Raw genomic sequence first — 1,398 nt, forward strand, 5'->3', positions numbered from 1 at the left:
GGGTATGTCGGTGAGGACGTGGAGAACATTCTGTTGAAGCTGGTGCAGGCGGCGGACTTCGACGTGAAGAAGGCGGAGACGGGGATCATCTATATCGACGAGATCGACAAGGTGGCTCGTAAGGCGGAGAACCCGTCGATCACGCGTGATGTGTCGGGTGAGGGTGTGCAGCAGGCGTTGTTGAAGATCATCGAGGGCACGAGCGCGTCGGTGCCGCCGCAGGGTGGTCGCAAGCATCCGCATCAGGAGTTCATCCAGGTGGACACGTCGAACGTGTTGTTCATCGTGGCGGGGGCGTTCGCGGGGTTGGACGACATCGTGGCGGCGCGGGCGCGTAAGCGGGGTGTGGGTTTCGGTGCGCCGATCGAGACGGGTGCGGGGGAGGATCTGTTCGCGCAGGTGCGTCCGGAGGATCTGCACCGGTTCGGGTTGATCCCGGAGTTCATCGGGCGCCTTCCGGTGATCGCGTCGGTGTCGGCGTTGGACTCCGAGGCGTTGGTGCGGATCTTGACGCAGCCGCGCAATGCGTTGGTGAAGCAGTATCAGCGGATGTTCGCGATCGACGGGGTGGAGCTGGAGTTCACCGAGGGTGCGGTGGAGGCGGTCGCGGAGCAGGCGTTGTTGCGTGGGACGGGGGCGCGGGGGTTGCGCGCGATCATGGAGGAGGTGTTGCAGCAGGTGATGTTCGACGTTCCGTCGCGCGATGACGTGGAGCGTGTGGTGATCACGCGTGAGGTCGTGCTGGACAACGTGAACCCCACGATCGTGCCGCGCACGTCGACCGCGCGCAGCCGTACCCCGCGGGAGAAGTCCGCCTGACCTGCTGCTCGGGGTAGATCCCCGGTCGGGCGAGGTAGATCCCCGGTCGGGTCGCAGGCCCGCGTGGTCGGGTCCGCGGCGCGGGTGGCCTCGGTGCTCGGGGCTGCGGCGCCGTCACCCTGGTCTGTCGGCCGTGGGTTTGAGGAGCGCCGCTCTGACGCCCCTTCGCATCCGAGCCCACCCCCACCGCTCGGCGATCGTCTCGCCCGGGGACGCCGGTCGCCCACTCGCGACCATCGGGTGGCCCGCCGGGGCGGGTACGCCCGTGCCGGCTCGGCATGAGCCCGACCAGGCCGGCCCGGCGGTCGAGCAGGCGACAAGGACGCGTCCCGCGCGCCGGACGCGCCCGAACCACCTGCCCGCGTGACGGTCCCGCGACCGGCGACTGTCCCGGCGCGGCGGTGCGGCGACCCGGCCGGTCGCGCGGCCTGGCCGGCCGCGCGGCGCGGGCCGAGCCCCACCCCGCGGGCGGTCGCCCAAGGTGAGCAACGACCAGGGTGAGACGGAGCAGGGCGGGGTGGGTGGTGGTGCCGCGTCGTGGCGGGCCTGGCGGGAGCCGCGAGGAACGAGCGGCGGATG

The 1,398-nt window shown here is 70.7% G+C and carries 1 protein-coding gene; it reads left to right on the forward strand.

Annotated features, from left to right (window positions below; genetic code table 11):
• On the forward strand, positions 1 to 819 hold an 819-nt coding region (gene clpX, locus A0J59_RS21035; protein WP_064317272.1), incomplete at its 5' end, for an ATP-dependent Clp protease ATP-binding subunit ClpX.
• Positions 820 to 1,398 lie beyond the last annotated feature (579 nt).

The organism is Cellulosimicrobium sp. I38E (assembly GCF_001647255.1).
GTDB classification, from domain to species: domain Bacteria; phylum Actinomycetota; class Actinomycetes; order Actinomycetales; family Cellulomonadaceae; genus Cellulosimicrobium; species Cellulosimicrobium cellulans_E.